The sequence below is a fragment of the Variovorax sp. 679 genome (genome assembly GCF_003952185.1).
In the GTDB taxonomy this organism is placed as follows: domain Bacteria; phylum Pseudomonadota; class Gammaproteobacteria; order Burkholderiales; family Burkholderiaceae_C; genus Variovorax.
Genome location: NZ_RXFS01000007.1, coordinates 361,575 through 374,005 on the forward strand (window position 1 = coordinate 361,575; position 12,431 = coordinate 374,005).

A 12,431-nucleotide genomic window follows, 5' to 3' on the forward strand; every position below is an offset into this window, starting at 1 on the left:
CGTTTGCAGCTATCGATTCCATAGCATGCCGCGTTTTCACTGTTCCGTGCCGCTGAGCGCCGGTGCCAGCCTCGCGCTGCCGGCCGACGCCGCGCGCCATGTGCAGGTGCTGCGGATGCAGCCCGGCGACGCGCTCACGCTGTTCGACGGGGCGGGCGGCGAGTACGCGGCCACGGTCGAGCGCATGGGCCGCAGCGACGTATCGGTGACGGTCGGCACGCACCTCGCGGTGGAGCGCGAGGCGCCGCGCGCCGTTCACCTCGCGGTCGGCATGCCGGCCAACGAGCGCATGGACTGGCTGGTCGAGAAAGCCACCGAACTCGGCGTGGCGAGCATCCAGCCGCTGGCTACCGCCCATGGCGTGCTGCGCCTCGCGGGCGAGCGCGCCGAGAAGAAGCGGGCGCACTGGGAAGCCATCGCGATCGCGGCCTGCGAGCAGTGCGGGCGCAACCGCGTGCCGGTGATCCATCCGGTGCAGTCCCTTTCGGGCTGGCTCGAGGCGCAGGGCGGCCCCGCCGCGCGCCTCGTGCTGAGCCTTGCCGAGGGCACGCGAAGCCTCGCCGGCCTGGATGCGGCCGCACAGGGCGTGACCGTGCTGAGCGGCCCCGAAGGCGGCCTGAGCGGCAGCGAAGAGCAGCAGGCCATCGCCCGGGGCTTCGCTCCGGTCACGCTGGGCTCGCGCGTGCTGCGCGCCGAGACGGCAGCGCTGGCCGCACTGGTGTCCCTGGCCGGGCTCTAGGCTCCGGCCGGAAAGACCGGAACGCTGTTCCGGTGAGTGTTTTCCGCGACGCGCATGCGGAAAGCCTGGGAAACAATCCTTACTTCTTTAAAACAAAAGAAGGACTTTCGAGCCCATGTCCAAGCTGACCGGTCCGTTGCGCCTCGCTCCTCTGGTTCTTGCCGCGGCGTTGCTGTGCGCCACGCAGGGCGCGTTCGCCCAAAGCCCGCCGGTCGCCCCCACGCCGACGCAGGTCAGTCCCGAAGTGGACAAGGCCTACACCCAGCTGATGGCCTCGCCCGCGATCCAGAAGCTGCTGGATGCGGTAAAGGCCGACCACGATCGCTCGGTCGAAGATCTGAAGATGCTGACCGAGATCGAGGCGCCCCCCTTCAAGGAACAGAAGCGCGCCGAAGCCTTTCTCGCGCGCATGAAGGCGTTCGGCCTGACGCACGCGAAGATCGACGCCGAGGGCAACGTGGTCGGCCTGCGCAAGGGCACGGGCAACGGTCCGAAGCTGCTGATCTCGGCCCACCTCGACACCGTGTTTCCCGCCGGCACCGACGTGAAGGTGAAGGAGCGCGATGGCCGGCTCCATGCACCGGGCATCGCGGACGACACGCGCGGGCTCGCCGTGCTGCTGTCGTGGCTCAAGGTGCTGAACGACAACAGGATCCAGACCGTGGGCGACCTGATGATCGTCGGCAACGTCGGCGAGGAAGAGCTCGGCAACCTGCGCGGCATGAAGGCGATCTTCCGCGACCACCTCGACATCGACGGCATGGTGGGGCTCGAGCCCTCGGCCCCGGGCTCGGTGCTGGTGCTGGGCACCGCGAGCCATCGCCATGAGGTCACTTTCCAGGGGCCGGGCGGCCACAGCTTCGGCGCCTTCGGGCTGGTGCCCAGCGCGATCCACGGCATGGGCCGCGCCATCGCGAAGATCGCCGACATCCGCACGCCGAGCTTCCCGAAGACGACGTTCACCGTCGGTACGGTCGGCGGCGGCACCTCGGTGAACACCATCGCGCCCGACGCGCGCATGGCCATCGACATCCGATCGGACGACATGGCCTCGCTGCTCGAGACCGAGAAGAAGATCCTGGCCGCCATCGACGAAGCGGTGGTCGAGGAAAACAAGCGCTGGAACGTGAGCACGCTGAGCGCGAGCACCAGGCTCATCGGCGAGCGCCCCGGCGGCCGCACGCCGACCGATTCGGTGATCGTCGAGGCCGCGATCCGCTCGAACGCCGCCTTCGGCCAGAAGACGCTGCTGCGCGGCGGCAGCACCGACGCCAACGTGCCGATCTCGCTGGGCATCCCGGCCATCATCGTCGGCGGCGGCGGCAAGGCTTCTGGATTCCATTCGCTGAACGAGTCCATTGACATGACAGATGCATGGAAAGGCGCGCAGAATTCGCTGGTCACCGTGCTCGGCCTGGTGGGCGTGCAGGGGGTCACTCCCGCGTTGCTCCCCAAACGGACGGCGCGTACCAAGTAATTTGTCACGTTGCCAGTTCGAAAGTGGCGTGCCACTTTCGACTTACGGTCCGCGGCATTTAACAATGCTGACGGTTCTGTCACACACCAAGGAAAAAGCCATGGGATTGCTCGATTCGGTACTCGGTCAAGTGCTCGGAGGCGCTGCGCAACAGCAGCAACCGCAAGGCGGAGGCCTCGGCGGATTGGGCGATCTGGGAGGCCTGGCCGGCGCGCTGGGCGGCCTGCTCGCCAACAACGGCAGCCAGGGTGGCCTGGGCGGTCTGGTCACGAAATTCGAGCAGGCCGGCATGGGCGATGTCATCGGCTCGTGGATCGGCAAGGGAGAAAACCAGCCCGTCTCGGGCGACCAGCTGCAGAACGCGCTGGGCAGCGACACCATCGCAGCCATCGCGTCCAAGCTCGGCATCAACGCGCAGACGCTGCTGCCGATGCTGGCCACCATGCTGCCGGCGCTCATCGACCAGCTCACGCCGCACGGCAAGGTCCCCGACCAGGGCCTGGGCAACCATGACGACCTGCTGGGCTCGCTCAGCGGTCTGCTGCAAGGCAAGCAGTCCTGACCCGGACTGCCTTCTCCAGAGTTCAGGCGCCCGAAAGGGCGCTTTTTTTTGCCCCGCGCGTGTTGGCCGACAATCCCTGCGGCATCAATGGAGAGCAATGGCATGGCGGTCAGTCGCGGCAAGTCGAAGGGCGAGGAAGACAAGAAAGAGAAGAAAGAGGGCGGCCTGGACGCGCGCCCCGACGGCAAGGTGCGGTGGTCCAAGACCATGCGCGAGGCGCTCGCGCGATTCAACGACCGGCCCTGCGGCCAGTGCGGCGGCTCGCTCTCCGACGAACGCAGCCTCGCCGACAGCCTCGACTTCTTCCGCCGCCATCGCTCCAGCTTCTATCCGCCGCGCGCCGCGCGGCTGCGCATGCTCGAGATGCACGGCGCCGCGGCGGCCGAACTGCTCTTCGAGCCCTCGCCGCACAAGGAAGCCGTCACCGACCTCCTGGCCATCCATGACGCGGAGGTGGTGCGCTTCTTCGTGGCCCAGGTCAAGCAGATCGACTGCAAGAACGCGCTCGTCAAGCAGGCGGCGCGCTGGCCGCTATTCGTGCTGCGCGAGCTGCTGTCGGCCAACCCGGCACGGCACCAGGCCGGCGCCGCGCTGATCCTGGAGCTGCTGGCCGCGAACCCCGACTGGCAGCAGCCGCTGGAGGCGTCCTGCGACGAGGCCCAGCGCAAGACGCTTGCGCGCCTGCAGGAAGACAGCTCCGGCGGCGTGGCCGATGCAGCCGCCGATACCTGGCCCGCGCTGCTGCGCCGTCCGCCGTGGAAGAACCGGCAGGCGCTGCCCGTCATTCCGGTGCTGGCGCTGCAGCCGCTGCCGCCCGTGGCGCGACTGCACTGGGCCGACCTGAAGCCGCCGCAGTACCTGCAGGCCACCGGCGAGTCGTCGGACTGGCTGGCGCGCGAGGTGCGCGTCTCGCGCGAACGCTCGGACCAGTGGATGAACGAGTTCGCGCGCCATCAGCCCGATGCGCCGGACGCCATCCGCGAGGGAAGCAACGCGCACAAGGCGCTGTGGATGCTGGGCCTGCGCCCCGAGCTCATCGACGACGCGATCGCGAACCGCCACGAGATCACCGGCCCCGAGGACTTCGGCCCGCTGCCGGGTACGCGCTGGGGTGTCGCCGAATACATCTGGCAGCTGCCGCCGCCGCTGGCGGCCGCGATGTTCGAACACGGGCCCGCCGTCGAGCACTTCATGGGCGACGTGGCGCGTGTGCGGCCGATCCTCCATGCCCTCGGCGCGGCTGCGCTGCCCGGACTGCCGCGCTTCCTCAAGCAGGGCTCGCGCGCGATGTTCGAGCTGGCGTCGATCATCGAGTGGGATCCGCTCGCCGGCTGGGTCGCCAAGGGCTTCCACACCAACCGCTGGGTCCGGCGCGAGGCGGCGGGCTGGCTGGAGCGCTATCCGGACGCGGCCGCGCGCGGCCTCGTTCCCATCGCACTGGGCGAGCCCGGCGCCGCACGCGAATCGGCGCAGGCCGCGCTGCGCTGGCTCCATGGCGCGGGCCACGCCGATGCGGTGCGCAACCAGGCCCTGGCCTACGGCGCCGAAGCCGCCGACGCGGTGGCGCAACTGCTCGCCGTCGCACCCGAGGACATGCTGCCCGACAGCCTGCCCGTGGTGCCGAAGACGCTGCCTCTGCCGTCGCTGCCCCGGCTGATCCTCAAGGAAGGTGGCCTCGCGCTGCCGCAGGCCGTGGTGCCCGACGTGCTGATGGCGATGATGCTCGGCAAGCCCGACGCGCCCTATCCGGGGCTCGCCCCGCTGCTGGAAGCGCTCGCGCCCGATTCGCTCGCGCGCTTCGGCCGCGCGCTGCTGGCCTGGTGGATCGGCAACGGCCGCCCGGCCAGGGAGCGCTGGATGTTCGCGCTGCAGGGCCGGCTCGGCGACGGCGAGACCGCGCGCCAGCTCTACAGCCTGCTGCGCCAGTGGCGCGCCGGGCTCGACCGCGTGCGCGCCTACGACGCGATGGCGATGCTCGGCGAGATCGGCAGCGACGCCGCGCTGATGCACCTGGCCGAACTTTCGCGCCAGACCCGCTACGACGACCTGCGCACCCGCGCCGACCGCATGCTCGGCGAAGTGGCCGAGCAGCGCGGCCTCGACCTCGACCAGCTCGCCGACCGCACCGTGCCCGACCTCGGGCTCGACACGCGCGCGCGCCTCACGCTGGACTTCGGCCCGCGCAGCTTCGAGGTGCGCATGGACGACGGCTTCCAGCCCGTGGTGCACGATGCCAGGGGCAAGGCGCTGAAGACGCTGCCCAAGGCAGGCGCGAACGACGACGCCGGCAAGGCCGCCGCCGCGGCCACGCAGCTCAAGGAACTGCGCAAGCTCGCAAAGACCGTCGCCGCCACGCAGATCAGGCGGCTGGAGGCCGCGATGTGCACACAGCGGCGCTGGGCCCCCGACGAGTTCATGCCCTTTTTCGCCAACCACCCGGTGCTGCGCGTCTTCAGCCGGCCGCTGGTCTGGGGCCTGTTCGATGTATCCGGCAGGCTCCAGGGCACCTTCCGCATCACCGCCGAAGGCGAGCTGACGGACCTTCACGACGACCCGCTGAAGCTGCCCGACGACGCGCGCATCGGCCTGCCGCATGCGCTGGACTTCGCCGCGCTCGATGCGTCGCTCGCGGCCGCATGGGCCGCCGTGCTGGCCGACTACGAGATCCTGCAGCCCTTCGAGCAACTGGCGCGCCAGACCTTCGTGCTCGACGAGGCGCTGCGCTCGAAACAGGAGCTGCCGCACTGGGCCGGCCGCGCCGTGTCGAACGCCGCGCTCATGGGCCTCGAAACGCGCGGCTGGGTGCGCGAAGTGGGCGACGGCGGCATGGTCGACAGCTTCAACAGGGGGGTGCCGGGCGAAGGCCAGGTCTGCCTGCGGCTGGAGGAAGGCTGGTTCGTGCAGGACAGCCCCGACGGCAAGGTGCTGCAGACCGTGCGCGGCGTATCGCTCACCGGCACCAGGCGCACGCTGGGCGAGCTGCCGGCCATCGCCTTCAGCGAAATCGAGCGCGACCTGCAGCGCGCAATCCGGGAGACATCGCCATGAACCGCAACCTGTGGCTGCTCGCCATCTGCCAGGGCCTGCTGCTGACGAACAACGTGACCTTCATCGCCATCAACGGGCTGGTGGGCCTGGCCATCGCGCCGAGCGGCTGGATGGCGACGCTGCCGGTGATGGGCTACGTGATCGGCGGCGCACTCAGCACCGGGCTGGTGGCCTACACGCAGCAGCGCTTCGGCCGGCGCGGCTCGTTCCAGATCGGGCTCGCGGTGGCGGTGGCATCGGCGCTGCTGTGCTGCTTCGCGGCGGTCACGAAGAATTTCTGGCTGCTGTGCTTCGCCACGCTGGTCGCGGGCTACTACAACGCCAACGCGGGGCTCTACCGTTTTGCGGCGGCCGAGCTGGCGGCACCGGCCTGGCGCGAGAAGGCGGTGTCGATGGTGATGGCGGGCGGGCTGATCGGCGCGGTCGCCGGGCCCAATCTCGCGAAAGCCACGCGCGAAGCCTTCGCCGTGCCCTTCGCCGGTGCCTACATCGCGCTGGCCGCGGTGGCGCTGCTGTCGATGGCGGTGATGCACTTCATCGAGTTCCCGCCCGCGCCCGTGCGCAAGGAGTCAGGCGGCGGGCGCTCGCTGGCGGAGATCGCGCGGCAGCCGGTGTTCATCGTGGCTGCTGTCGCGGGCGCGCTGGGCTACGGCGTGATGAACCTGCTGATGGCCGCGACGCCCATCGCGATGCAGATCTGCAGCCTGCCGTTCTCCGACGCCGCGCTGGTGCTCGAATGGCACGTGATCGGCATGTTCGCGCCGGGCTTCTTCACCGGACACCTGATCCGGCGCTTCGGCGCGTTGCCGGTGATGGGCGTGGGGCTGGTGCTCAACCTCGGCTGCATTGCCATCGCGCTCTCGGGCGTGGAGCTGCATCACTTCATCGCGGCGCTGTTCCTGCTGGGCGTGGGCTGGAATTTCCTGTTCACCGGCAGCACCACGCTCTCGCTCACGGCCTACACCGCCGAGGAGCGCGACCGCGCGCAGGGCGCGCTCAACTTCTGCGTGTTCGCCACGCTGGCGGTGACTTCGTTCGCCTCGGGCGTGCTGGTAACGACGCAGGGCTGGCGGCTGCTGAACTTCGGCTCGCTGGTGCCGGTGGTGCTGACGGGCGCGGCGCTGCTCTGGCTGGCGCGCCGCATGCGCGCCGTCAGGCTGGCGGCGGAAAGCGCCGGTTGAGCCAGCTTTGCAGGGCCGCGAAGACCGAGTCGGCCTCGAGCTCGTTGAAGAGTTCGTGGTACAGCGCGTCGAAGCAGTGCGCCTCGACCTTGCCGCTGGGCGCCGCCGCTGAAGCGAAGGCGCGGCTGGCGGCGGGCCGCACGAGGCGGTCGTCGCCCGCGTAGAGCAGCAGCGTCGGCACGGGCCAGCTCGCTGCGCGCTGCTGCACGGTCTCGCCTTCGTACGCCAGGAAGCGCGCAAGGCGGCCGCCGATGCGGTCGTGCGTGAGCGGATCGTCGCGGTAGGCCTGCACCACGGCCGGGTCGTGCGAGAGGTAGTTGTCGTCGAGCCCGTTGCCCACGCGAAGATCGGGCGCGATGCGCGGCAGCACCGCGAGCAGCATCTTCTGGAAGCCGTTCAGGCCCGGATCGAGCCCCGGCGAGGACAGCACCAGCCCGTCGACCTGCCGCACCCCGCGCGCCACCAGGCTGGCTGCGACCAGCCCGCCGAGGCTGTGCCCCAGCAGCACCAGCGGCAGGCCGGGGTTCTCGCGGCGAGCGTCGTCGATCACGAGGGCAAGGTCGTCGACCAGCCGCAGCTCGCTCGGCAGGCCGCCGCGCGCGCCGGTCGATTCGCCGTGCCCGTAGTGGTCGTGCGCCCACACTGCGAAGTTCCATTCGTGCAGGCATTCGGCAAGTGCGTGATAGCGGCCCGCATGCTCGCCGAGCCCGTGGACCACGACGATCACGGCGCGCGCCGGACCGGGCGCCGGCAGCCGGCGCAACGCGAGCGTTTCGCCGTCCGGGGTCGACAGCGAAACGCGCTGCGGCAGAGGCAGCGCCTCGCTCAAGCGGCCACCGGCTCCGATGCTGCCGCGCGGTGCGCAGCCGGCAATGCGGCGATCACTTCGGCCACGGCCGCGGTGAGCTTCTTGGCATAGGGCACGTGCAGGAACTCGTTCGGGCCATGCGCGTTGCTCTTCGGACCCAGCACGCCGCAGACCATCATCTGCGCCTTCGGGAAGCCGGCGCTGAGCATGTTCATCAGCGGAATGGTGCCGCCCTGGCCGATGTAGCCACAGGAGGCGCCGAAGTGCGCGCGCGAGGCCTTGTTGAGCGCGTCCTCGAACCAGGGCGTGATGGTGGGCGCGTTCCAGCCGGTGGCGCCGCCGTTGCTCTCGAAGGTCACGCGGGCCTGGTAGGGCGCGTTGTCCTCGAGCAGGGCCTTGAGCGTCTGCACCGTCTCGGCCGCATCGACCAGCGGGGGCAGGCGCAGCGACAGCTTGAATGCGGTGTAGGGGCGCAGCACGTTGCCCGCGTCCTTCAGTGCCGGGAAGCCTTCGGCACCGGTCACCGACAGCGTGGGCTTCCAGGTGCGGTTGAGCAGGGCCTCGACCGGGTCGGTGGTGGTGGGCAGCGCGAACATGGTCGAGCCGCCGCAGTCGTAGTGCGCCCACGGGAAGCGCTTGTAGACCTCCTCGCCGAGGATGGCGGCGGTGGCCTTGGCCTGCGCCAGCCGGTCGGCCGGCACTTCGCAATGGAAGCTCGCGGGCAGCAGGCGGCCGGTGGCGCTGTCTTCGAGGCGGTCGAGCACCTGACGCATGATTCGGAAGCTCGAGGGCACGAGGCCCGAGGCGTCGCCCGAGTGGATGCCTTCGGTCAGCACCTCGACCTTGAGCGTGCCGCTGGCCATGCCGCGCAGCGAGGTGGTGAGCCAGAGCTGGTCGTAGTTGCCGGCGCCGGAGTCGAGGCAGATCACGAGTTCGACGTTGCCCAGGCGCGGGCGCAGCGCGTCGACGTAGGGCAGCAGGTCGTAGGAGCCGCTTTCCTCGCAGGTCTCGATCAGGCCCACGATGCGCGGATGCGCCGCGCCCTGGCTCTTGAGCGCCTGCAGCGCGGCGATGCTGGCGTACACCGCGTAGCCGTCGTCGGCGCCGCCGCGGCCGTAGAGCAGTCCGTTCTCGTACTTGGGCGTCCAGGGACCGAGGTCGTTGCGCCAGCCGGTGAATTCGGGTTGCTTGTCGAGGTGGCCGTACATCAGCACGGTTTCGCCCATGTCGGTGCCGGTGGCGGGCACTTCGAAGAACAGCACCGGGGTGCGGCCCTCGAGGCGCACGATCTCCAGCTTCAGGCCCTCGACCTTCTGCGCCTCGACCCAGGCGGCGGCGTTGCGCAGCACGGTCTCGAGGTAGCCGTTGGCCGACCAGTCCTTGTCGAAGCCGGGCGACTTGGCGGGAATGGCGATGTAGTCGGTGAGTTGCTTGACGATGTCGCCGTCCCATCGGGCGGTGACGTCGGACAGGGCGCGCTCGGCGTCGAGCGTGCCGGCGGGCATTTCGCGGTGCAGGGGGGCGTTCATCGGTGGGTTCTCCGCGGGTGACGAAAGAAAGCACGCATTTTGCGCCTTGAGGCGTCCGCGCGTAGAGTGCGGGCGATCTCAACCCGGAGGGCCATGTGAGCAAGGCAAACATCAAGGTGGGCATCGGCGGCTGGACCTACGAGCCCTGGCGCGACAACTTCTACCCGAAGGGGCTCGCGCATGCGAAGGAGCTGAACTACGCGAGCCGCAAGGTCAGCGCCATCGAGATCAACGGCACCTACTACAGCACCTTCAAGCCCGAGACCTTCAGGAAGTGGCACGACGACACGCCGGCCGACTTCATGTTCTCGCTCAAGGCCTCGCGCTTCGCCACCAACCGCAAGCTGCTTTCGGGCGCGGGAGATTCGATCAAGCGCTTCATCGACAGCGGCGTGGCCGAACTCGGCGACAAGCTCGGGCCGATCGTGTGGCAGTTCATGCCGACCAAGCAGTTCGATGCGGAGGACTTCGAGGCTTTTCTTGCGTTGCTGCCGAAGAAGGAAGGCAGCCGGGTGCTGCGGCACGTGATGGACGTGCGGCACGAGAGCTTCATGGTGCCCGCGTACAAGGCGCTCGCGAAGAAGCACAAGGTGTCGACGGTGTTCACCGACGCCGACAAGTTTCCGTCCTTCGAGGAACCCGAAGGCGATTTCGCCTATGCGCGGCTCATGATGGCCGACGCCAAGCTGAAGACGGGCTATGCGCCGAAGGCGCTCGACACATGGGCCGAGCGCGCGCAGGGCTGGGCCGTGTCGCCGAAGAAGCGCGACGTGTTCGTCTACTTCATCAACGGCGCCAAAGAAAAGGCACCGGCCGCGGCCGGTGCCTTGCTGGAGCGCTTTGGATGGATTCCGCCTGCTGCGTGAGAGGCGCCTGCGGGCGCCGCCGGGCCGCTCCCAAGGCGGCCCGCGCCTCCCCCTCGGGGGGTGGAGTTACACGCAGCGAAGCGAAGTGAAAAGCCGGGGGGCCGGTGTCAGGCCGCGGCGTGCAACGACGGCTTGGCGCCGAAGCTGATCTCGCCGGAAAGCTGGCCGCCTTCCTCGATCACGATCTTGCCGTAGCGGATCTTGCCGGTGACCTTGCCGGTCGAGTGGATGACGAGCTTTTCGCGCACTGTGAGGCTGCCGTCGAACACGCCGCGGATCTCGGCGATGTCGATCTCGGCGGAGCCCTTGAACTCGCCCTGTTCGGCGATCTGCATCAGGCGCGAATCCATCGTGGCCTCGACGAGGCCTTCGACCACGAGCGTGTCGCAATCGGTGATCTCCACGCCCTTGAGCTTGATGTTCGGGCCGACGGTGAGCTTGCTGCCGCCTTCCTTGGCGGCGGGCGATGCCGCTGCGGTGTTCAGGCCGCCTTGCTGTGCGGTCAGCGACGAGGGATTGACGGGGGTTCCGGAGAGGTTGGTGCCCGAACCGACGAGCGGTGCGGGGCGGGATGTCAACGAGTCGGTGTCACGATCACGCTTGCCGAAGAAGGGGGACTGTGTAGCCAAAGGGGAGCTCCTCAAGAAAGGGGACTATCGTAAGAACGCACTCACGGCCTGCGGCACTTCATTGCGCAATAAGCGTAACTGAATAAGTCGGTCATGCACATGACAATGTGGCGCCATGAGCCCTCAAAACGCCGCATCTTCTTCCGCCACGCAGGCCTCGCGCGCCATGTCGTCCACCACCGACTCGCGCTTCGACAAGCCCGCGCACGGCTGGCGGCGCACGATGTTCACGGTGATCTTCGAGGCCGACACGCGCGCGGGCCTGTGGTTCGACCTGGCACTGATCGCGGTGATCGTGGCCAGCGTGCTGGTGGTGATCCTCGACAGCGTGCAGCCCATCCGCGAGCAGTGGCGATCGGTGTTCAACGTGCTCGAATGGGTGTTCACCATTCTCTTCACGCTGGAGTACATCGCGCGGCTGTGCTGCGTGAACAAGCCGCTGCGCTACGCGCTGAGCTTCTACGGCGTGATCGACCTGCTCGCGCTGCTGCCGACCTTCCTCGTGGTCTTCGCGCCGGAGATGGGGCTGGGGTATCTCATCGACGTGCGCGTACTGCGCCTGCTGCGCGTATTCCGCATCTTCAAACTATCGCGTTACTCGGTGGAGTACCGCGCGCTGGTGCTGGCGGTGGCATCGAGCCGGCGCAAGATCACAGTGTTCGTCGGCTTCGTGATGCTGGTGGTGCTGGTGATGGGCACGCTGATGTACGTGGTCGAGGGCCCGGTGCACGGCTTCACGAGCATTCCGGTGGCGATCTACTGGGCCATCTCGACGATGGCCACGGTGGGCTTCGGCGACCTCGTGCCCAAGACCGACCTGGGCCGCGCGATCGCCTCGGTGATGATGCTGCTGGGCTGGGGCGTGCTCGCGGTGCCGACGGGCATCGTGACCGCGGAGATGGCGCGGCGCGGGCCCGACGACGAAGCGGTGCCGGTGGCGCCGCGCGGCATTCTCGCGATGACGGCGCCCGTGTCTGCCTCGGTGCCCGCGAAGCGCATCACTCCTGCGGCCAGACGACGCGCCCTTGCGCAGCATCGCCGAGGCGGACGATGAAGGCATCGGCGTCGGGCTCGGGCAGCGAGAAGGCGAAGGCGACGTCGTCGCCGTGCTGCACGCCCTCGAGCACCGCGCCGGCGGCTGCAAGTTCGCGCCGCACCAGTCCCTCGAGGGCATAGGGCACCGAGCACCGGAGGCTGCGCTGGCGCAGCAGCGGCACGAGCGTGGCGCCGAGCAGGGCCTGCGCGACCGCGTCGGTATAAGCCCGCACGAGGCCGCCTGCTCCGAGCTTCACGCCTCCGAAGTAGCGCACCACTGTCGCAAGCGCGCCCTCGACCTGCTGGTGGCGCAGCACTTCCAGCATCGGGCGGCCGGCCGTGCCGCCGGGCTCGCCGTCGTCGTTTGCAGCTGACTGGCCGCCGGCCATGAGAGCCCAGCACACATGCGCTGCCGCCGGATGCTCGGCGCGAAGCGAGGCGACCACGGCGAGTGCCGCGGTGCGGTCGGCCACGGGCTGCACGCAGCCGATGAAGCGGCTCTTCTTTATCACCAGTTCGCTATGAACCGGCTGCGCGAGCGTGAAGCTCATCCGGTG

Annotated in this window: 11 protein-coding genes; 7 read left to right on the plus strand and 4 right to left on the minus strand. The window is 69.1% G+C overall.

Annotated elements, in window-relative coordinates; all coding sequences use genetic code 11:
• Positions 1-25: 25 nt before the first annotated feature.
• The 5 genes from EJO71_RS20120 to EJO71_RS20140 all read left to right on the plus strand — a co-directional run bounded on the left by EJO71_RS20120 (position 26) and on the right by EJO71_RS20140 (position 7,007).
• Positions 26-739, plus strand: a complete 714-nt coding sequence (locus tag EJO71_RS20120; protein ID WP_125950267.1) for a 16S rRNA (uracil(1498)-N(3))-methyltransferase — start codon at positions 26-28, stop codon at positions 737-739.
• 115 nt (positions 740-854) lie between these two features.
• A complete protein-coding gene (locus tag EJO71_RS20125) occupies positions 855-2,216 on the plus strand; it encodes a M20/M25/M40 family metallo-hydrolase (protein WP_125950266.1) in 1,362 nt (453 codons plus the stop codon).
• Positions 2,217-2,316: 100 nt separating this feature from the next.
• Entirely contained in the window at positions 2,317-2,778 is a 462-nt protein-coding gene (locus tag EJO71_RS20130; protein WP_206169033.1) for a YidB family protein, read from the plus strand.
• Positions 2,779-2,880: 102 nt separating this feature from the next.
• The gene (locus EJO71_RS20135; RefSeq protein WP_125950264.1) at positions 2,881-5,826 is read left to right on the plus strand and encodes a DUF4132 domain-containing protein; all 2,946 of its coding nucleotides are present in this window, start codon (positions 2,881-2,883) and stop codon (positions 5,824-5,826) included.
• Entirely contained in the window at positions 5,823-7,007 is a 1,185-nt protein-coding gene (locus EJO71_RS20140; RefSeq protein WP_125950263.1) for an MFS transporter, read from the plus strand. The genes EJO71_RS20135 and EJO71_RS20140 overlap by 4 nt, the downstream gene beginning before the upstream one ends.
• On the opposite strand, the gene EJO71_RS20145 is transcribed toward EJO71_RS20140, so the two are convergent.
• Complete coding sequence (locus tag EJO71_RS20145) at positions 6,979-7,836, minus strand: alpha/beta hydrolase (RefSeq protein WP_125950262.1); 858 nt, start codon at positions 7,834-7,836, stop codon at positions 6,979-6,981. The genes EJO71_RS20140 and EJO71_RS20145 overlap by 29 nt on opposite strands.
• Positions 7,833-9,344, minus strand: coding sequence for a M20 family metallopeptidase (locus EJO71_RS20150; protein WP_125950261.1), 1,512 nt, complete (start codon positions 9,342-9,344; stop codon positions 7,833-7,835). The genes EJO71_RS20145 and EJO71_RS20150 overlap by 4 nt, the downstream gene beginning before the upstream one ends.
• Positions 9,345-9,439: 95 nt before the next feature.
• Between EJO71_RS20150 and EJO71_RS20155 the strand changes: the two genes are divergently transcribed.
• Complete coding sequence (locus EJO71_RS20155; protein ID WP_125950260.1) at positions 9,440-10,210, plus strand: DUF72 domain-containing protein; 771 nt, start codon at positions 9,440-9,442, stop codon at positions 10,208-10,210.
• Positions 10,211-10,317: 107 nt separating this feature from the next.
• Here EJO71_RS20155 and EJO71_RS20160 read toward each other — a convergent pair whose 3' ends face one another.
• Positions 10,318-10,839: a polymer-forming cytoskeletal protein gene (locus EJO71_RS20160; RefSeq protein ID WP_125950259.1), complete on the minus strand. Its 522-nt coding sequence runs from the start codon at positions 10,837-10,839 to the stop codon at positions 10,318-10,320.
• A 115-nt stretch (positions 10,840-10,954) separates the two neighbouring features.
• On the opposite strand from EJO71_RS20160, the gene EJO71_RS20165 reads away from it, so the two are divergent.
• Complete coding sequence (locus EJO71_RS20165) at positions 10,955-11,893, plus strand: ion transporter (protein WP_125950258.1); 939 nt, start codon at positions 10,955-10,957, stop codon at positions 11,891-11,893.
• Here EJO71_RS20165 and EJO71_RS20170 read toward each other — a convergent pair.
• Positions 11,838-12,425 (minus strand): YigZ family protein, encoded by a 588-nt coding sequence (locus tag EJO71_RS20170; RefSeq protein WP_125950257.1) that lies wholly within the window; start codon positions 12,423-12,425, stop codon positions 11,838-11,840. The two genes, EJO71_RS20165 and EJO71_RS20170, sit on opposite strands and share 56 nt — an antisense overlap.
• Between the last annotated feature and the right edge of the window lie 6 nt (positions 12,426-12,431).